At 57.6% G+C, this 17,356-nt stretch carries 18 protein-coding genes, 1 pseudogene and 2 riboswitches; of the genes and pseudogenes, 5 read left to right on the plus strand and 14 right to left on the minus strand.

Going from position 1 to position 17,356, the window contains the following annotated elements:
• The 6 genes and pseudogenes from ABYT07_RS11615 to ABYT07_RS11640 form a co-directional block, all read right to left on the minus strand.
• Nucleotides 1-129, minus strand: a pseudogene (locus ABYT07_RS11615) (flavin-dependent oxidoreductase); the annotation flags it as partial.
• A 57-nt stretch (nucleotides 130-186) separates the two neighbouring features.
• Nucleotides 187-1,035, minus strand: coding sequence for a cytochrome c1 (locus tag ABYT07_RS11620; RefSeq protein WP_372991834.1), 849 nt, complete (start codon nucleotides 1,033-1,035; stop codon nucleotides 187-189).
• Between the two features lie 5 nt (nucleotides 1,036-1,040).
• A complete protein-coding gene (petB, locus tag ABYT07_RS11625) occupies nucleotides 1,041-2,384 on the minus strand; it encodes a cytochrome b (RefSeq protein ID WP_372991835.1) in 1,344 nt (447 codons plus the stop codon).
• A gap of 12 nt (nucleotides 2,385-2,396) precedes the next feature.
• The gene (petA, locus tag ABYT07_RS11630) at nucleotides 2,397-2,957 is read right to left on the minus strand and encodes a ubiquinol-cytochrome c reductase iron-sulfur subunit (RefSeq protein ID WP_372991836.1); all 561 of its coding nucleotides are present in this window, start codon (nucleotides 2,955-2,957) and stop codon (nucleotides 2,397-2,399) included.
• 174 nt (nucleotides 2,958-3,131) lie between these two features.
• Entirely contained in the window at nucleotides 3,132-3,743 is a 612-nt protein-coding gene (locus ABYT07_RS11635; RefSeq protein WP_372991837.1) for a glutathione S-transferase, read from the minus strand.
• 67 nt (nucleotides 3,744-3,810) lie between these two features.
• Nucleotides 3,811-4,437: an FMN-binding negative transcriptional regulator gene (locus tag ABYT07_RS11640; protein WP_372991838.1), complete on the minus strand. Its 627-nt coding sequence runs from the start codon at nucleotides 4,435-4,437 to the stop codon at nucleotides 3,811-3,813.
• Nucleotides 4,438-4,503: 66 nt separating this feature from the next.
• Nucleotides 4,504-4,656: riboswitch (FMN riboswitch) on the plus strand.
• A gap of 83 nt (nucleotides 4,657-4,739) precedes the next feature.
• Between ABYT07_RS11640 and ABYT07_RS11645 the strand changes: the two genes are divergently transcribed.
• Nucleotides 4,740-5,174, plus strand: a complete 435-nt coding sequence (locus ABYT07_RS11645; protein WP_372991839.1) for a 6,7-dimethyl-8-ribityllumazine synthase — start codon at nucleotides 4,740-4,742, stop codon at nucleotides 5,172-5,174.
• Nucleotides 5,175-5,193: 19 nt separating this feature from the next.
• On the opposite strand, the gene dxs is transcribed toward ABYT07_RS11645, so the two are convergent.
• From dxs to ABYT07_RS11670, 5 genes are all read right to left on the minus strand, one after another.
• Nucleotides 5,194-7,122, minus strand: coding sequence for a 1-deoxy-D-xylulose-5-phosphate synthase (gene dxs, locus ABYT07_RS11650; protein ID WP_372991840.1), 1,929 nt, complete (start codon nucleotides 7,120-7,122; stop codon nucleotides 5,194-5,196).
• A gap of 17 nt (nucleotides 7,123-7,139) precedes the next feature.
• Nucleotides 7,140-8,045, minus strand: coding sequence for a polyprenyl synthetase family protein (locus tag ABYT07_RS11655; protein ID WP_372991841.1), 906 nt, complete (start codon nucleotides 8,043-8,045; stop codon nucleotides 7,140-7,142).
• Entirely contained in the window at nucleotides 8,032-8,274 is a 243-nt protein-coding gene (locus tag ABYT07_RS11660) for an exodeoxyribonuclease VII small subunit (RefSeq protein WP_372991842.1), read from the minus strand. Before ABYT07_RS11660 ends, ABYT07_RS11655 begins: the two co-directional genes overlap by 14 nt.
• A gap of 144 nt (nucleotides 8,275-8,418) precedes the next feature.
• Nucleotides 8,419-9,120, minus strand: coding sequence for a response regulator (locus ABYT07_RS11665; protein WP_372991843.1), 702 nt, complete (start codon nucleotides 9,118-9,120; stop codon nucleotides 8,419-8,421).
• Nucleotides 9,117-9,629 (minus strand): MarR family winged helix-turn-helix transcriptional regulator, encoded by a 513-nt coding sequence (locus ABYT07_RS11670; RefSeq protein ID WP_372991844.1) that lies wholly within the window; start codon nucleotides 9,627-9,629, stop codon nucleotides 9,117-9,119. Before ABYT07_RS11670 ends, ABYT07_RS11665 begins: the two co-directional genes overlap by 4 nt.
• A gap of 162 nt (nucleotides 9,630-9,791) precedes the next feature.
• Between ABYT07_RS11670 and ABYT07_RS11675 the strand changes: the two genes are divergently transcribed.
• The gene (locus ABYT07_RS11675) at nucleotides 9,792-10,661 is read left to right on the plus strand and encodes a branched-chain amino acid aminotransferase (protein WP_176249788.1); all 870 of its coding nucleotides are present in this window, start codon (nucleotides 9,792-9,794) and stop codon (nucleotides 10,659-10,661) included.
• Nucleotides 10,662-10,748: 87 nt separating this feature from the next.
• Here the strand turns inward: ABYT07_RS11675 and ABYT07_RS11680 are convergent, their stop codons facing one another.
• From ABYT07_RS11680 to aroC, 3 genes are all read right to left on the minus strand, one after another.
• Complete coding sequence (locus tag ABYT07_RS11680) at nucleotides 10,749-11,696, minus strand: cyclase family protein (protein WP_372991845.1); 948 nt, start codon at nucleotides 11,694-11,696, stop codon at nucleotides 10,749-10,751.
• Between the two features lie 133 nt (nucleotides 11,697-11,829).
• Nucleotides 11,830-12,807, minus strand: a complete 978-nt coding sequence (locus ABYT07_RS11685; protein ID WP_372991846.1) for a DMT family transporter — start codon at nucleotides 12,805-12,807, stop codon at nucleotides 11,830-11,832.
• Nucleotides 12,808-12,910: 103 nt separating this feature from the next.
• A complete protein-coding gene (gene aroC, locus ABYT07_RS11690; protein ID WP_372991847.1) occupies nucleotides 12,911-14,011 on the minus strand; it encodes a chorismate synthase in 1,101 nt (366 codons plus the stop codon).
• Nucleotides 14,012-14,103: 92 nt separating this feature from the next.
• Nucleotides 14,104-14,202: riboswitch (TPP riboswitch) on the plus strand.
• Nucleotides 14,203-14,236: 34 nt separating this feature from the next.
• Between aroC and thiB the strand changes: the two genes are divergently transcribed.
• The 3 genes from thiB to ABYT07_RS11705 all read left to right on the plus strand — a co-directional run.
• The gene (thiB, locus tag ABYT07_RS11695) at nucleotides 14,237-15,214 is read left to right on the plus strand and encodes a thiamine ABC transporter substrate binding subunit (RefSeq protein ID WP_372991848.1); all 978 of its coding nucleotides are present in this window, start codon (nucleotides 14,237-14,239) and stop codon (nucleotides 15,212-15,214) included.
• Nucleotides 15,190-16,746 (plus strand): thiamine/thiamine pyrophosphate ABC transporter permease ThiP, encoded by a 1,557-nt coding sequence (locus ABYT07_RS11700; RefSeq protein WP_372991849.1) that lies wholly within the window; start codon nucleotides 15,190-15,192, stop codon nucleotides 16,744-16,746. The genes thiB and ABYT07_RS11700 overlap by 25 nt, the downstream gene beginning before the upstream one ends.
• Nucleotides 16,733-17,356 (plus strand): ATP-binding cassette domain-containing protein (locus tag ABYT07_RS11705; RefSeq protein WP_372991850.1); only part of this gene is annotated, 624 nt, incomplete at its 3' end. The genes ABYT07_RS11700 and ABYT07_RS11705, both read left to right, overlap by 14 nt.

Raw genomic sequence — 17,356 nt, forward strand, 5'->3', positions numbered from 1 at the left:
AATCACTATCCTTTGCAGATGCGTGCCCAACCCGATAAAGGACGACCCCGTCCGGCTGGGCTTGGCCCGCGTTGTGCCGCGCCACATCAAGGCACCGCCCCAATGGATCGGTGGCTGATTGGGGTGCACCATTCAGATCCGGAAGGCCTTTCATTTTTCAATCGCAGAGCGATGTGAAAGAAGACGTTAGTCTTCTTTACGCTTTACCGGTGCCCAAAGACGCTTGTTGGTGAGGTACAAAAGTACCGACAAAAGGGTCAGGAAAACAACGCCGGCAAAACCAGCCTGCTTGCGCGCCATCAATTTTGGCTCGGCTGTCCACATCAAGAACGCAGACACATCCATCGCTTCGCTTTCGATGGTGGCCTCGTGACCATCATCGAATTCGACATCATCACCGTAGAGCGGCTGCGCCATTGCGATCCAGCTGCCCTCGATTGTGACGTGCCCGTGCTCATCTTTACATTCCTCGGGAATACCACCGTTTGGAAACGCTTTGTTATACGACCCTGGGAAATCTTCAGGGGCGCATTCAGGTGCTTCCTCATACCCGGTCAGCAAAGACGCGATATACTCGGGGCCACCCATGCCCTTGAAGAACTGGTTGATGCCAAGGCCATAGGGGCCGTGGAAACCAGCACGCTTCTTCGCCATCAGGCTAAGGTCAGGTGCAGTTTCAAGCGCAGAGCCCGGAAAGTGGTCAACCGGCGTTGCCGGACGGAAATCGTCCAAGCTGGCATCGAACACCTCAAAGTTAGCCGCATATGCGCGCACCTGATCTTCAGGAAGCTGTGGACCACCATCGTCTGACAATGTCCGGATCGGAACATACGTCAGACCGTGGCAGGCCGAACAGACCTGAGTATAAACCTTCAGGCCACGCTGCAGCTGGTTGACGTCGAAGGCCCCAAAAGGCCCTTCGAAAGAGAAGTCATAGTTTTCGACATGTGCTTCTGCACCAGCCGCAAAAGCAGCGGAGCTTGTAAGGCCCATGGCGACAACAGCCGAGATGATTGTTTTCTTGATCATTGTCATGGTCCTTATTCAGCCGGCGTTACAAGCGTCTTGGTACCGCCCGTTTTCGCAGCTTTATTCTTGGCGAAATCAGCTTCGATGGTATCGGGCTGTGCCATTGGTTTTTCGATCACACCCAACAGTGGTAGGATCACCAAAAAGTAGCCGAACCAATAGGCTGATGCGATCAGCGACAAGCTGGCATAGGGTTCTTCCGCAGGCATCGCACCCAGCCACATCAGGGCAAAGAAGTCGATAACCAGCAGCGCGAACCACCACTTGAACATGGGACGATACCGGCCCGACCGAACAGACGATGTATCAAGCCATGGCACCAGCGCCATAACAGCGATCGCACCGAACATCGCCAGAACACCAAAGAACTTGGCGTCGATGATGCCACCGGTCACGAAAGACGCGATCTGCACGACCCATACTTCGGCGGTGAAGGCACGCAGGATCGCGTAGAAGGGCAAGAAGTACCATTCAGGAACGATGTGCGCAGGTGTCGAAAGCGGGTTCGCCTCGATGTAGTTGTCGGGGTGGCCCAGATAGTTCGGCATAAAGCCTACGATAGCAAAGAATACCGCCAGAATAACCGCCAGCGCGAACAAGTCCTTGATCACGAAGTAGGGCCAGAACGGCAGTGTGTCTTTTTGCGCTTCTTCTTTGGAACCGCGACGCACCTCGACACCTGTCGGGTTGTTGTTGCCCGTGGTGTGGAACGCCCAGATATGCACGATCACGAGGCCGGCAATCACGAAGGGCAGAAGGTAGTGCAAGCTGAAGAAACGGTTCAGCGTGGCGTTATCCACCGCAGGACCACCCAGCAGAAGCGTCTGCAAGCTGTCACCAATGAACGGGATCGCACCGAACAGACCGGTAATAACTGTCGCACCCCAGAAGGACATCTGACCCCAAGGCAAAACATAACCCATAAAGCCGGTTGCCATCATCAGCAGATAGATCAACATACCGATGATCCATGTGATCTCGCGGGGTGCCTTGTAGGACCCGTAGTAAAGACCGCGGAAGATGTGGGCATAAACTGCCACAAAGAACAACGAAGCGCCGTTCATGTGCATATAGCGCAGCATATAGCCACCGTTTACGTTGCGCATGATGTGTTCAACAGACGCGAAAGCCTGATCAACATGGGGCGTGTAGTGCATCGCCAAAACGATACCGGTGATGATTTGCAGCGCCAGACAGAACGTCAGAACGATGCCCCAGATCCACATCCAGTTCAGGTTCTTTGGTGTCGGGATCATCAATGTGTCGTACAAAAGTCCGACAACTGGCAAACGGGTGTGAAGCCACTTTTGCCCGTCTGTTTTCGGCTCGTAATGGTCGTGAGGAATTCCAGCCATTCTAGTTCTCCCTTAACCCAGTTTAATCGTGGTTTCGTCCACGAATTCAGCAAGCGGCACCGGCAGGTTGCGCGGCGCTGGACCTTTGCGGATGCGACCCGCAGTATCGTAGTGCGACCCGTGGCAAGGGCAGAACCAACCGCCAAAATCACCAGCATCGCCCAAAGGCACGCAGCCAAGATGCGTACAAACACCCATCATGACCAACCATTCTTCCTGGCCGACCATGGCACGGTTTTCATCCGTTGCGGGTGCGCCCGCTGCGATGTTGGCGTTTTCTGCACCTTGATCCGGGAGCGCAGAAATCTCAACAGCACGGGCTTCTTCGATCTCTGCTTCTGTGCGGCGGCGAATGAACACCGGCTTGCCCAGCCATTTAACGGTCAACTGCGTACCAGGTTCTACGGATGAAACATCGACGCGAATCGACGAAAGCGCTTTGACATCTGCTGACGGGTTCATCTGATTGACCAAGGGCCAGACAGCCGCGCCGACGGCGACCGCACCTGTACCTGCTGTGGCGTAATAGAGGAAATCCCTCCGGGTGCCTGCGTGATCTTCTGCTTGGGACACGGGTTAACTCCAAATCAAGGGCCGAGGCGGCCAAGAAAATTTCGGGTGGCGTCGAAACGCAACCATAATTCTGTCGGTATCTAGCGGGATGGACGGCGCGCGTCCAGATACGTTTCCGCGCAAACCGTCGCAGGGTGGCATTGAGAACACGTTAAAGCCCACCTTTTCCTCAGTCTATGCCGTGGGCGGTGCGGTCGCCTGCATCGAATCACGCGAATCAAAGCTGCGGGCCCAATTGGCCAAGGCGTCATTTCCCTTGCGCCAGTTCCGGGCATCATGGCGGAAATCAAGATAGCCAAGTGCGCAACCAACGGCGACCTGCCCCATATCAAGCGGTCCTGAAAGCTGGCTGACCCAACGGGTGTTCAGCGCGGCGCAGGCACGTTCAATCTTGCCCCACTGGCCTTCGATCCATTCTGGCATCTGCTTGTCTTCGGGGCGCATCCGCAACTCATAAACCATCGCCAAAGCAGCATCGAGAATACCATCCGCCGTCGCCTCGAGCGTCAAGGTATCCCAGCGACGCGCCCCTGTTGGATATAGCTTTCCGCCAGCGCGATCATCCAGATAGGCACAAATAACACGGCTGTCATATAGTGTCGGACCTTCGGCGCGCTCCAGCGCGGGTACTTTGGTCAAAGGGTTCTTGGACAGCAGCGCCGCGTCAGGCGTCAACGGCGTGGTGTTCATCGCCTCAAGCGTCACATCGTCGATCTGGCCTGTCTCGTGCAGCAGCACCATAACTTTGCGAACGTAGGGCGATGTCGGGGAATAATATAGCTTCATGACTGTCTCCTCCAAGAGTTGGCCCAACTATTGCGACCAAACCCGCCCTGTGCAATCGCTTGTTTGGTCAACTGCCTATGCTATCGCGCATCAGCGCCGCGATGATATCGGTGTCGGACCCGAAACCGTGGGCTGCGACCCCTTGTGATGACGCAAGGCGGCCGGCATCGGTTTTATTCTGGCTTAGCTTCCATGTTCCATCAACGCCGGTGACTTTCATCCGGCAAGGCACGATCATGCGCATCAGCTTCTCCATCGTCTCGGGCTGCATTTTTGCCGTGGTCCATGGGGCCTTGGGCAAAAGCCGCCCCTCATAGGCGGCGGATTGACGATCCAGCAGATCCAACAGCTCTTCCGGCGGGCGCAGTTCCAGCGTGCCTGTCAAATGTACCGCAACGTAATTCCACGTTGGAACCTGATCCTCCACGCCGTACCAATCGGGCGAAATATAGGTATCGCCCCCGCTGACCGCGATCTTCACCTCCAAGGGTTCGACAAGCGCACGCGCAATCGGATTCGACCGCACAAGGTGCAATTCGGCCATATCCCCAGCGTCATTCAGCAAAAAAGGCACGTGGCTTAACAATGGCCCCGACATCGGCACATTGGCCGCAAGCACACCAAAGCCACGCTCGCGGGCAAAGGCAAGATTCCGATCTGCATCGGCATCATGATAGATCGGATTGGGGTGCATTGCCTTTGGCCTTTCATAAACAGTCGTTTTTCACCTTGCAGACGCCCGCCCGCCTTGGCAACGTGCAAACATTCTCAGGGCGGGGTGTAATTCCCCACCGGCGGTATGTGGTCTTGCGCCACGAGCCCGCGAGCGCAACGGTCCTATCGGGGCAGTTGGTCAGCAGATCTGGTGAGATGCCAGAGCCGACGGTCATAGTCCGGATGAAAGAGAATGCGTTTGTTGCGGTCCCCGTCTGGGGCCGTTCGCAGCCGTGATCGCCTTGGGTGACTTGTGTCGCTGACGAAATAAAGGAGATCACTATGACACACACCCGCTATGCTTTTATCAAAGCCCGTTGGCATGCCGATATCGTGGATCGTGCCTATGACGGGTTTTCCGAAACCATCCCCGCCAGCCAGATCGACGTGGTCGATGTGCCCGGCGCGTTCGAAATGCCATTGATGGCACAAACACTTGCAAAGTCAGGCAAATACGATGCGATCATCTGCGCCGCATTTGTTGTGGATGGCGGCATCTACCGTCACGATTTTGTCGCTGCCGCTGTTGTTGATGGCCTGATGCGCGTGGGTCTCGACACCGGCGTGCCCGTGCTGTCGGTATCCCTGACACCACATCATTATCAGGAAACCGATCACCACAACGCAATCTACCGCGCACATTTTGTGGAAAAGGGCCGCGAAGCCGCATCAGCGGCCTTGGGTGTCGTCGCCGCGCGTCAATTGCTGGACGCTTGAAAAAGCGCGGGCCTGCGCGTCAGGCCCGCTGCGCCGCAAGGCTGGCAATGCCCAGCACATCCAGAACTTTGGCTTCGATCTGTTCGGCGTTCATGCCGGCGACAGCATACATATCCGCAGGGCTGGCCTGATCGATAAAGATGTCTGGCAACACCATCGACCGATATTTCAGGCCCGCATCAAACACACCTTCTTCGGCCAGCAGTTGCGCCACATGGCTGCCGAAACCGCCGACTGCGCCTTCCTCAATCGTGATCAGCGCCTCGTGATCGGCGGCCAGCGCCAAGATCATGTCGCGGTCCAACGGCTTGGCAAAACGTGCATCGGCAATCGTCGGCGTGATCCCCTTGGCACGCAGCGCTTCGGCGGCTTTTTCGACCTCTGCCAGACGGGTCCCGAATGACAGCAGCGCGACACGTTTGCCCTCGGCGATGATCCGGCCTTTGCCGATTTCCAACGGCACACCGCGTTCTGGCATGTCGACGCCATTGCCCTCGCCTCGGGGAAAGCGAAACGCAATCGGTCCGTCATCATGGGCTGCGGCAGTGGCGACCATATGCACCAACTCAGCCTCGTCTGCGGCAGCCATCACGACCATCCCCGGCAGGTTGGCCAAAAACGCGACATCGAATGCACCAGCATGGGTTGCACCATCGGCACCAACCAACCCTGCGCGGTCAATCGCGAAACGCACTGGCAAGCGCTGGATCGCAACGTCATGCACAACCTGATCATAGCCGCGCTGAAGAAACGTAGAATACATCGTACAAAACGGCTTCATCCCGCCAGCGGCCAGCGCGGCCGAAAATGTCACGCCGTGCTGTTCGGCGATGCCTACGTCAAAGCACCGGCTGGGATAACGTTCCGCAAACAGGTTCAGCCCAGTGCCATCCGGCATTGCTGCGGTCACTGCGCAAATTTTGTCGTCGCGCGACGCCTCGGCAATCAGGCTATCCGCAAACACCCGCGTATAGCTGGGCGCGTTGGATGGTGCCTTTTTCTGCTCGCCCGTCAACACATTAAACTTGGCGGTGGCATGACCCTTGTCGCGAGCCGCCTCGGCAGGGCCATAACCCTTGCCCTTTTTGGTGATCACATGGATCAGGGTCGGCCCCGTTGCCCGCGCCTTGACCGTACGCAAAACCGGCAGCAATTGATTCAAATCATGGCCATCAATCGGCCCGATATATGAAAAGCCCAACTGCTCAAACAAGGTCCCGCCGACGGTCATGCCCTTCAGCATGTCCTTGGCACGCCTTGCCCCTTCACGGAACGGGCCGGGCAACATGCTGACTGCCCCTTTGGCCGCCGCCTTAAATTCCTGAAACGGTTCTTCGGCGTACAGACGGCTTAGATAGGCCGACATCGCGCCCACAGGCGGGGCGATCGACATCTCGTTATCGTTCAGAATTACGATCATCCGCTTTTTCAGATGACCCGCGTTGTTCATCGCCTCATAGGCCATACCGGCAGACATCGACCCGTCGCCAATCACAGCAATCGCATCACCAAGACCTTCAGGCACCACACCACCCAGATCGCGCGCCACAGCAAAGCCCAAAGCAGCGCTGATCGAGGTCGAACTATGTGCCGCACCAAATGGATCATACGGGGATTCACTGCGCTTGGTAAAACCGCTCAACCCGTCCTTCATGCGCAAGGTGCGAATGCGGTCGCGCCGTTCGGTCAGGATTTTATGCGGATAACACTGGTGCCCTACATCCCAGATCACCTTGTCGCGCGGCGTGTCGAAAACAGCATGAAGTGCTACGGTCAATTCAACCACACCCAGGCCAGCGCCGAGATGCCCACCGGTCTCGGACACGGCAGAAATGGTCTCGGCCCGCAGCTCTTGGGACAGCTTGATCAGCTCTCCATCGGAAAATCGTTTCAGGTCCGCCGGTCGGTCCACTTGGTCAAGCAAAGGTGTTACAGGTCGATCAGTCATCTCGGGCCTCCGCCGGCTCAGCTTTTGCGCGCAATAACGAAACGCGCAGCATCCCGCAAGGTTTCCGCATCATCACCATAAACTGCCAATGCGTCACAAGCAGCCTCGATCAACTCATGTGCGCGCCGCTTTGCAGGCTCTAGTCCCAGCAAAGATACAAAGGTTGCTTTGCCCGCACCCGCGTCTTTTCCCACGGCTTTGCCCACGGTTTCGGCATCGCCCTCGACATCAAGAATATCATCGGCAATCTGAAACGCCAAACCCAAATTGCGCGCATAGCGCTGCAAGGGACCCGCATCATCGCCCGCCATAGCCGGCCCGGCACTCGCGGCCCATTCGATCAAGGCACCGGTTTTACCGGCTTGCAATTCCGTGATCTGATTGAGGGTCAGCGGAACGGCAGCAGTTTCCGCAGCAATATCCAAGGCCTGCCCCCCGACCATTCCGCGTGCGCCCGAAGCCCGTGCCAAACCGGCAACAAGTGCAATGCGCCCGGCATCCGAACACCCGGTCTGCGCCGCCAACTCAAACGCCAACGCCTGCAAAGCATCGCCAGCCAAGACCGCCGTCACCTCGTCCCACTTGATATGCACCGTCGGCTGACCACGCCGTAAATCATCGTCGTCCATGCAAGGCATATCGTCATGAACCAGCGAATAGGCATGCAGCGCTTCGATCGCGCCTGCCGCCGGGGCCGCCTGCGCATCCATGACCCCATGCAAACGCGCACTCTCGATCACAAGAAAAGCCCGCAGCCCCTTGCCGCCCTTGACCGCATATCGCATCGCTTCGGCGATATTGCCGTCCAACCCGCCAAGCGCATACATAACCTGACCAATCGCCAGATCAGCAGCGTGGCTCAGGGCCTCTTCAAACGGCCTGCGCACCAGTTCAAGCTCCATTGAGGCGTCAAACCCCGCCAACGGCCGTCACCCCGGTGGGATTACCATCACCATCCAAAGTGATCTGCGCGACCTTCTCTTCGGCTTCCTTCAACTTCGTCTCGCAGCGTTTTTTCAGCTTCGCGCCACGCTCGTACAGCGCAATGCTCTCATCTAACGCCACATCGCCACGCTCAAGCTGGCCCAACACCTTCTCAAGCTCGGCCATCGCCGCCTCAAAGCTCATCTCTTCTACAGCTGTTTCCGTCATCCCGGCCCCACCTCAACATTGAAATTCAAGAAACCATAGCCCGTCACGGCGACCTCTTCCAGTGACGCACACCATCTTCTCTGGCTCATAAATATCCCACGGGGGTATGGGGGTGTGAAACCCCCATTCAACAGCAGCCAAAAATCAATCCGGTGCCAACATATAGCCGGCACCGCGCACCGTCTGCAGATAGCGCGGCTGTTTGGGGTTATCCTCGATCTTGCGGCGCAACCGGGTAATCTGAACGTCAACGGCGCGCTCTTGCGCCTGCCCGCGATCACGGCCCAGCTCTTCCACCAGCATGGCCCGACTCAACGCCGCTCCTGGCTGCGCTGCAAAAATTCGCATCAACTGAACTTCCGTTGCGGTAAGTCGCACCAGTTCATCGCCCTGCCACAACTCTCCGCGTTCGATATCATAGCGGATAGGACCCATCGACAGCACCTTGGGTGCCGCATCTGCCACACTCGTATCCGGCATACGCCGCAAAATAGCGTTGATCCGCAGCAACAGTTCCTTGGGCTCGAACGGTTTCGCCAGATAATCATCGGCCCCCGCCTCAAGCCCTTCGATCCGGTTGTCCGTCTCGCCCTTGGCGGTCAACAGCAGGATCGGCGTTTGCATCTTTTCGCGCAGATGGCGTGTCAGGCTTAATCCGTCTTCGCCGGGCATCATTACGTCCAGCACGATCAGATCAAAATCCAACCCTGCCAGAATGCGCCGCGCATGGGCAGCGTCCCGTGCGGCGGTGACCAAAAACCCGTGCCGCATCAAAAACTTCTGGAGCAATGTCCGAATGCGCTCGTCATCATCGACGATCAGCAGGTGCGCGTCCATATCACTCACGCGCCATTCTCCTTAAGCTTTGCATAGCTGTGCCGCATCTCGGGGTCCATCATCGCCTCAAGCACGGTTCTAAATCCGGCGACCGCCTCTGGTCCTGCATCACGAAAGGCACCACGCATCCGCACCCGTTGCGCATCAGATAGCTTTTGCTCAAGGGCGCGCCCTGCTTCGGTCAAATACAAATGCCGTTCCCGCTTGTCTGTTTTCCCCACTTGGCTTTTGACAAGACCATCCGCGATCAAAGTGCGCAACACACGATTTAGGGACTGTTTTGTAACACCCAGCAGACCTAGCAAATTATTTACGGTCGTGCCCGGTGCCCGGTTGATAAAGTGGATTGCGCGGTGATGGGCGCGCCCATATGCCATATCGACCAGAATACGGTCCGGATCAGCCGTAAAGCCGCGATACGCGAAAAACATGGCCTCAATTGCCTGGCGCAGTTGTTCATCGGTCAAAAACAGCAGGTTTTCACCTGTATAAGAAGATGCGCCGCGTCCGTCTGCCATGGTTTTCTCCCCTGTCTTCAGGCCGGAGTTTACGTCAGGGTTGTTGACTTTCCAAGGCTCAAAGGCTATCGAGCGGCAAGTTTTGCGTAATAAAATGTCCGTTTCGGATATTATTAGCGCAACATTCGTAAAAATGACGACACATCAAAGGGAGGATACACCATGGACGGCGCATATGATGATCGTGACGGAAAAATTTGGATGGACGGTAAGATGGTCGACTGGCGTGATGCCAATGTCCATATCCTGACCCATGCCATGCACTATGCCTCTTCGGTGTTTGAAGGCGAACGGTGCTATAATGGCAAGATTTTCAAAGGCCGCGAGCATTCCGAACGTTTGCGCAAATCCGCGCAATATCTCGACTTTGAAATCCCCTATACCGTGGATGAAATCGAAGCTGCGAAATACGAAATGCTACAAGCTAACGGCTGGACGGATGCCTATGTCCGCGCGGTTGCATGGCGCGGTGCCGGTCCCGACATGGGCGTTTCCGCTGCGCGCAACCCTGTGCGTCTGGCGATTGCCGGTTGGGAATGGGGCAACTACTACGGCGACGCCAAGATGAAAGGTGCCAAGCTCGACATCTCGAAATGGAAGCGCCCCTCGCCCGAAACGATTCCGGTGCACGCCAAGGCTGCGGGTCTTTATATGATCTGCACCACGTCCAAACACGCAGCCGAGGCCAAGGGATGTTCCGATGCCTTGTTTATGGATTATCGCGGCTATGTGGCCGAAGCGACCGGCGCGAACATCTTTTTCGTCAAGGACGGCGAAGTCCACACCCCACTGGCGGATTGCTTCCTGAACGGACTGACACGTCAGACCGTGATCGGGATGCTCAAGGAAAAAGGTCTGACCGTTCACGAGCGCCGCATCATGCCGGAAGAGCTTGAAGGTTTTGAGCAGTGCTGGCTGACCGGTACCGCCGCCGAAGTCACACCGGTTGGTCAAATCGCGGATTACACCTTTGAGGTTGGCGCGCTGACCCGTGAGATTTCAGAAGACTACGAAAAGCTCGTTCGGTCCTGAAATCATACGTAGGGTGGGTGCAACCCACCTAATGCCAAGCATAGCGGCGCGCGTGTCCCCCGCGCCGCTATTCGTTTCAGCTGGCTTTTAGTACAGCGCAACCGGGTTGATCATCGCCTGAACTGTGCCCTTGATCAGCGGCTGCCCCAACACGAACATGAATTCCTTGACGCCATCGCGCACCAATGGGCCGGTGTTCATCGTCTCAAGAATATAGATCCCGTTGTCTTTCAGCAGCGTCACGTGGCCATAGAAAACCTTGTCACCCTCTTTGGCAGGAATCGCCTCAAGCCCCCAAGTGTCCGCACCAACGGCCATCGGGTTCATCGACGCCATATAAACCGCACCCTCGTTGTTCAGGCCCGGTTCGGTTGACCCCCACGCTGTTGGCTCGCTTTCCAGCATCCCATCGGTCCAGCCGGTGTGGAACAAGACGATGTCGCCTTCGTTCACGGTGACCTCTTGCGCCTCCATCGCAGCTTTGATGTCGGCCTCGCCGAAATGCTCTCCAGCGGCCATCGTCTCTTTGCCAAAATGCTTGGCCATATCAATAATCACCGCACGGGCGACCAGCGGTGGCACCGCATGCGTACCCAGTTTCGTCAGACCGCCGATGGCGGAAATCTCCTTCTCGTCCAGACAGTTGTAGTATTGGCCGTTCTCGCCCAAATGCCCCAACCCATCCAGTTGCGATCCGATGCCGATCCACGTTTGGATGATATCGTCATTATAATTGCCCTCGTAACCAAAGCCCGACAGCTTTTGCCCGCCCTGCTGGTTCGGCTGCACAATCTGCAGGCTTAGCGACCTTGGGGGGAATGCGGGCGTATCGGGGCCAATCACGATGCCAAGCGGCATGGATTTCCCCTGCTTGATCAGTTTTGCGGCTTCCAGTGTCCGTTCGGCGCTTACCAAATTGGCCGACCCGATCTGATCTTCGGCCCCCCATTTCGACGGCGTGCAATCCTGCGCAAAAGCGCTGGTTGCAGCAAAGCCTAATGCTAAACTTGCAGCAATAAGTGGTCTAAAAGTCATGTGTTTTTCCCTCCCAGAAATATGAGGTGCGGACCATTCTTTGGCGATGATTCCGCACGGTCTAGGGGTTCAGGTTAACATGATTTCCATCAGGGCGCGTAATTTCGTCCAAAGTAACGCCACGTCACCATGCCTAGCTTGGGGTGCCTTGCGGTGGGCTGCTGGCCTTGGATTTGGACCGGTCCAACCCCAATTGCCGCTCGCGCCAGATGATCAGGACGCCGCCCGTCATCACAAGCCCTGCGCCGATCAAAATGGCAGGCGTTGGGATTTCGCTGAAAACCAGCCAACCGATAAGCGTCGCAAAAATCATCGAAGCATAGTCAAACGGGGCCAACATCGACACCGGTCCAAAACGAAACGACGATGTGATCATGATCTGGGCGACCCCGCCAATCAGACCTGAACATATCAAAAGCAGACTGACCTGAAGCCCCGGCATAACCCACGTCAGCGCGGGCCAATCCACCAGCATTCCCAAAGGCAGCGTCAAAAAGGACAAGACAGTCGCCGTAAGCGAGAAGAAGAAAACGATCGCCGCCGTGCTGTCCGTCTGGACCAAGCGGCGCACATGAACCTGAACCAGCGCCCGCATGATTGACGCCCCCAAGACCATCAGCGCCCCCAAGGTCGCCATCTGCGACACAGCATCCCCACCGATGGTAAAGCGCGGATAAAGCACGATCAAAACGCCAATCAATCCAACAGCAACAGCCGAAAGACGGAACAGACGCACGCGTTCCCCCAGAAAAAGCACCGCAAAGATCACAGTAAACAAAGGCGTTGCATAGCCGATTGCGGTCACCTCGGGTAGGGGCAGCAGGCTAAGCCCGCCAAACGTCAACCCCATCGCGGTGGTGCCGAAAATACCTCTCCAGACATGGCCCATCAAATTCGACGGCTTTAGGCCGTGCCGCAAATCACCCCGCTGCCAAAGCCACAAGATAATCATCGGAAAGGCAAAGAAGGACCGGAAAAATACGGCTTGTCCGGCCGGCACAGTCTCGGTCGCGATCTTGATAACAGCGGCCATCACCGTGAATAGAAAAACGGCCCCCAGTTTAAGGGCAATGGCCCGTCCGGGGCGGTGTTCTGTCATCGTAGCAGCCATTCAGGATGCTTGCGCCCCAGTTTATCAAAGTGCAAGACCTCGCGGACGAAGTGCCGGAATTTTCGAAAGTTCCGGTCCGAAAAATTCGAATTTTTCGGCGAGCTTAGCCAATGACGCCCTGATTTTCACCAACCTGACCCCGGTGCAGCAGCATGTGATCCAGCAAGACACAGGCCATCATTGCCTCTCCCACCGGCACCGCGCGGATGCCGACGCAAGGGTCGTGACGACCCTTGGTGATAATCTCGGTATCCTCGCCAGACTTTGTGATGGTCTTGCGCGTGGTCAGGATGCTTGATGTCGGCTTTACCGCAAAACGCACGACAATATCCTGCCCTGTGCTGATCCCACCTAGGATGCCGCCAGAATGGTTCGACGAATAGACAGGGCCATCCGGCCCCATGCTAATCTCGTCCGCGTTCAGCTCTCCGGTCAGCATCGCGGCGGACATGCCTTCGCCGATTTCGACGCCTTTGACGGCATTAATGCTCATCATTGCGGCGGCCAGATCGGTGTCCAGCTTGCCATAGACAGGCGCACCAAGGCCAGCGGGAACACCCCGCGCTGTTACTTCGATAATTGCACCAACCGATGATCCCGACTTGCGCAAACCGTCCAGATAATCGGCCCAATCGCCAGCCGCTTTGGCATCGGGCACCCAGAACGGGTTCTGTTCGATCTGGTCCCAGTCAAACGCGTCGCGGTTGATCTTGTGCGGGCCCATCTGCACCATATAGCCGGTGATCTGCACATTAGGTGCAATCGCTTTGATCGCCTCGCGGGCCAAACCGCCTGCCGCCACACGCGACGCGGTTTCGCGTGCCGAAGACCGACCGCCACCGCGATAATCGCGGATGCCGTATTTCTGGAAATAAGTGATGTCCGCATGACCGGGGCGGAACTTGTCCTTGATATCACCGTAATCTTTTGACCGCTGATCGGTGTTCTCAATCATCAACTGGATCGGCGTGCCGGTGCTGACCCCTTCGAACACACCCGACAAAATACGCACCTCATCGGCTTCACGCCGCTGGGTGGTGTATTTGTTCTGGCCGGGTTTGCGCTTGTCCATCCACTGCTGGATCATGCTTTCCGTGATCGGTACGCCGGGGGGGCAGCCGTCAACAGTGGCACCCAAAGCTGGCCCGTGGCTTTCGCCCCAAGTTGTCACGCGGAAAAGATGGCCAAAGCTGTTAATCGACATATCGGGTGCTCCTTTGGGCGTGATCCATAACGGGGTGGCCCCCCTGCCTCAAGGGATTTCGCCTTGCAAGCTGCTGACAACCATTCTACCGATAACGCACCTCGGGGGGCCATTGGCTGAGATGTGCATCGCACGGACCCGTTGAACCTGAACCGGTTAACACCGGCGGAGGGAAGGTCTGGACATCACTCCAACGCTTTCTGACGCCGCATTTTGGAGGATGCCATGAAGTATCTTACACTTGCTGCCACTACCTTGCTTGCAACATCGGCCTATGCCGATACGCCTGAACTGGTGGTCTATACCTATGACAGTTTCGTTTCCGATTGGGGCCCTGGCCCGGTCATCGAAAAGGCGTTCGAGGAAACCTGCGCCTGCGATCTGAAGTTTATCGGCATGGGCGACGGTGCCGCATTGCTGGCGCGGCTCAAGCTTGAGGGCGCACGGTCTGACGCCGATCTGGTGCTGGGCCTTGATACCAGCCTGATCGCAGCCGCCAAGGAAACTGGCCTGTTCGCGCCGACCACCGTCACTGCCGACTATGACCTGCCCATCGCATGGACCGACGACATCTTTGCGCCCTACGACTGGGGCTATTTCGCGTTTGTGCACGGCACAGACCTGACACCGCCCACGAATTTCAAAGCGCTGGCAGACAGCGATCTGAAAATCGTGATCCAAGACCCACGGTCCTCGACCCCCGGTTTGGGTTTGCTGATGTGGATCAAAGCCGCTTACGGCGATGACGCCCCCGCAATCTGGGAAGGGCTGGCCGACAATGTCGTGACCGTCACCAAAGGCTGGTCCGAAGCTTACGGTCTGTTCCTTGAGGGCGAGGCCGACATGGTGCTCAGCTATACGACCTCCCCCGCCTATCACCTGATCGCCGAGGAAGACGCGACCAAAACAGCCGCCGCCTTTGACGAAGGCCACTACATGCAGATCGAAGTGGTCGGCAAACTGGCGGCCAGTGATCAGCCCGAACTGGCGGATGCGTTCATGCAGTTCATGGTATCGGACGCTGCGCAAACCGCGCTGCCCACAACCAACTGGATGTACCCTGCGGTGATACCTGCCGACGGCCTGCCCAAAGGGTTCGAAACCTTGATCACCCCCGAAAAAGCGCTGTTGATCCCGAACGAAGACGTCCCCGCCCTTCGCAAAGAGGCGCTGGCCGAATGGCTCTCCGCCCTCTCGCAATAAGCACAAAAACAGGGATCAGCGCTGCCGCTTTGGTGGTGGTGCTGATCTTTGCCGCTTTGGCTGCGGTCGCATCGCGCGCCGAATTCAGCAGCGGTCTGGGACCTGCTGATTGGGCCGCAATACGTTTCACGATTTACCAGGCACTGCTGTCGGCGCTGATATCGACGCTGCTGGCGATTCCGGTCGCGCGGGCCTTGGCACGGCGCAGGTTCTGGGGGCGCAATATTCTGGTGACCCTGCTTGGCGCGCCGTTTATTTTACCTGTGATTGTTGCCGTGATCGGGTTGCTGGCAGTGTTTGGCCGGGCCGGATGGTTGAACGCCGGACTGTCGGCGGTGGGACTACCCAATGTTTCAATCTACGGACTGCATGGGGTCGTGCTGGCCCATGTTTTCTTTAACCTGCCATTGGCAACACGGCTGTTACTGCAAGCATGGCACACCATCCCGTCGGAAAGGTTTCGCCTTGCCGCCCAGCTAAACCTGACGCCGCGCGCCGTTTTTCTTGGGCTTGAATGGCCGATGTTGCGGCAGATCGTGCCGGGGACAGCGGCGTTGATCTTTGTGATTTGTTTGACCAGTTTTGCCGTGGCTTTAACCTTGGGCGGCGGCCCCCGCGCCACAACGATTGAGCTGGCGATCTATCAGGCATTTCAGTTTGACTTTGACCTAAGCCGCGCGGCCGTTCTGTCGCTGGTGCAGCTTGGCCTGGCAGGGACGGCGGCCATCCTCGCGCTTTGGATCATCCCGTCGGTCAGCCTTGGCGGCGGGCGCGACCGCCCCATGCAGCGGTGGGATGCGCGCGGCGGTGGACAGGGCGTTCTTGACGTCTGCGCCATCGGAATCGGTGCTGGTTTTTTACTGCTGCCTTTGATTGCCGTGGTCTGGCGCGGGCTACTTGGGCTGCCAACCACGCCCGCCAGCGTTTGGCAGGCCGCAGCCACATCCATCGGTGTCGCTTTGATCAGCGTGACGCTCCTTTTGGTGCTGGTTTTGCCGTTGGCGGGTTGGATCGCCTCGGCGCGGCGGGGCGGAATTGAAGGGGTGGGCTTGTTCGGCCTTGCCGCATCCCCGCTGATGATCGGCACAGGGTGGTTTATATTGATCAATCCGGTAGCGGACCCATTTGCGCTGGCTTTGCCCGTGACGGCGTTGGTCAATGCGTTGATGGCGCTGCCTTTTGCACTGCGCATACTGGTCCCGCCGCTGCGCGATACGGTTCAGGTCTATGGGCGTCTGTCCCAAACGCTGGCCCTGCAAGGCTGGCCGCTTTGGCGGTGGGTCATCCTGCCGCGCTTGCGTCCGCAAATCGGCTTTGCCGCCGGGCTGACGGGGGCGCTGTCGATGGGTGATCTGGGGGTGATCGCATTGTTCGCCGATCCGGACCGCACCACGTTGCCGTTGCAAATGTACCGCCTGATGGGCAGCTACCAGATGGAGGCCGCATCGGGCGCTGCCCTGATCCTGCTGGTATTGGCATTGGGCATTTTCTGGGCTTTCGACAAAGGAGGACGCTGGCATGCTGACGCTTGAAAACGCCGAAATAACCCAAGACGGCTTCAGCCTAAGCGCTGATCTGTCGATTGCACCCGCCACAAAATACGCCGTCATCGGGCCATCGGGTGCCGGCAAGTCAACCTTATTGGGCGGGCTGTGCGGGTTTATCCCGATCACCAAGGGCAGATTGCTGTGGCAGGGCCGCGACATCACCGACGCTGCCCCCGGCGCACGGCCCATGACGATGCTGTTTCAGGACAACAACCTGTTTCCACATCTCAGCGTCGCGCAAAACGTGGGCCTTGGTCTGCGCCCTGATCTGCGATTGTCGGCGCAGGACAAGGCCAAGGTCGCAACCGCGCTTTCCCGCGTGGGTCTTGATGATCTGGCCGTGCGCAAACCCGGCGCTTTGTCCGGCGGACAGCAAAGCCGCGCAGCCCTTGCCCGCGTTTTGGTTCAGGCCCGTCCCTTGGTGCTGCTCGATGAACCGTTTGCCGCCTTGGGGCCCGCGTTGCGCAACGAAATGCTGGATCTGGTGCATGAACTAGTGACCGAAACCCGCGCCAGCCTGATCATGGTGACCCACGCCCCCGAAGACGTGCGGCGCATCGCGGATCAGGTGATCTTTGTCGCAAACGGTCAGGCC

The sequence above is a fragment of the Sulfitobacter sp. genome (assembly GCF_041552635.1).
Lineage (GTDB): Bacteria > Pseudomonadota > Alphaproteobacteria > Rhodobacterales > Rhodobacteraceae > Sulfitobacter.

Coding starts and splice junctions, on each gene's coding strand:
- ABYT07_RS11670 (WP_372991844.1), bottom strand. CDS start 9,629: ATGGCAGACGGACGCGGCGCATCTTCTTATACAGGTGAAAACCTGCTG.
- thiB (WP_372991848.1), top strand. CDS start 14,237: ATGAAGTATCTTACACTTGCTGCCACTACCTTGCTTGCAACATCGGCC.
- ABYT07_RS11640 (WP_372991838.1), bottom strand. CDS start 4,437: ATGCACCCCAATCCGATCTATCATGATGCCGATGCAGATCGGAATCTT.
- ABYT07_RS11635 (WP_372991837.1), bottom strand. CDS start 3,743: ATGAAGCTATATTATTCCCCGACATCGCCCTACGTTCGCAAAGTTATG.
- ABYT07_RS11675 (WP_176249788.1), top strand. CDS start 9,792: ATGGACGGCGCATATGATGATCGTGACGGAAAAATTTGGATGGACGGT.
- ABYT07_RS11685 (WP_372991846.1), bottom strand. CDS start 12,807: ATGGCTGCTACGATGACAGAACACCGCCCCGGACGGGCCATTGCCCTT.
- aroC (WP_372991847.1), bottom strand. CDS start 14,011: ATGTCGATTAACAGCTTTGGCCATCTTTTCCGCGTGACAACTTGGGGC.
- petB (WP_372991835.1), bottom strand. CDS start 2,384: ATGGCTGGAATTCCTCACGACCATTACGAGCCGAAAACAGACGGGCAA.
- ABYT07_RS11620 (WP_372991834.1), bottom strand. CDS start 1,035: ATGACAATGATCAAGAAAACAATCATCTCGGCTGTTGTCGCCATGGGC.
- ABYT07_RS11660 (WP_372991842.1), bottom strand. CDS start 8,274: ATGACGGAAACAGCTGTAGAAGAGATGAGCTTTGAGGCGGCGATGGCC.
- ABYT07_RS11700 (WP_372991849.1), top strand. CDS start 15,190: ATGGCTCTCCGCCCTCTCGCAATAAGCACAAAAACAGGGATCAGCGCT.
- ABYT07_RS11680 (WP_372991845.1), bottom strand. CDS start 11,696: ATGACTTTTAGACCACTTATTGCTGCAAGTTTAGCATTAGGCTTTGCT.
- ABYT07_RS11645 (WP_372991839.1), top strand. CDS start 4,740: ATGACACACACCCGCTATGCTTTTATCAAAGCCCGTTGGCATGCCGAT.
- dxs (WP_372991840.1), bottom strand. CDS start 7,122: ATGACTGATCGACCTGTAACACCTTTGCTTGACCAAGTGGACCGACCG.